The 555-nt window shown below is 76.8% G+C and carries 1 protein-coding gene and 1 pseudogene; both read left to right on the top strand.

The features are described from left to right. Window positions 1-276 (top strand): annotated as a pseudogene (locus ACYVE9_RS28025) (hypothetical protein); the annotation flags it as partial. Continuing rightward, on the top strand, window positions 260-555 hold a 296-nt coding region (locus ACYVE9_RS28020), incomplete at its 3' end, for a hypothetical protein (RefSeq protein ID WP_461030690.1). The pseudogene ACYVE9_RS28025 and the gene ACYVE9_RS28020, both read left to right, overlap by 17 nt.

Here is a 555-nt window from a genome sequence, read left to right as displayed (position 1 = left end):
ATCCGCTACCGGCTGCACGGCGCGTCCGCCACCACGGTCGCGGCCTTCGTCGGGGAGGACACCCTGGCCGCCTCGCTGCGCAGGGTCGCGGCCGCCCGCGGCCTGATCGCCGAGGTGACCGCGCTGCCCTCGCTACCCCGGGGCAGCCACCCCGACCGCCGAGCGCTGGCCGGAGCGGTGCAGCGGGAGGTGGCCCGAGCAGCCACCGAGGGCGGCCCGCTGACGAGCGCCGGCGGGCTACGGATTACGCTCGACAGCCATGACGGCACTCGGTGACGAACCCACCACACCCCTGTCGGACGCCCCGCCCCGGCCCAGACTGACGCCTCGTCAGGCCCGGTCGGTGCGAGCGGTCGCCGCCGCGGTCGTCACCGCCGCGGTGGCCGTCACGATGCTCGTCCGCCTGGTGCGGGAGCCCTCCCTGCTGACCGTCGGCCTGTACGGCATAGCCCTGATCCTCTCCGGCAGCGCGCTGGTCCTCAGCCGCCGGGGCCGCACCCGGGTGGCCACGGCGGTGCTGGCCTGCGGCGTCGGTGTGGTGGCGCTCGCCGAGCC

This window comes from Streptomyces sparsus (assembly GCF_054776295.1).
Note: the sequence above shows the minus strand (reverse complement) of the source record. Positions and strands in the feature narration are given on the sequence as shown.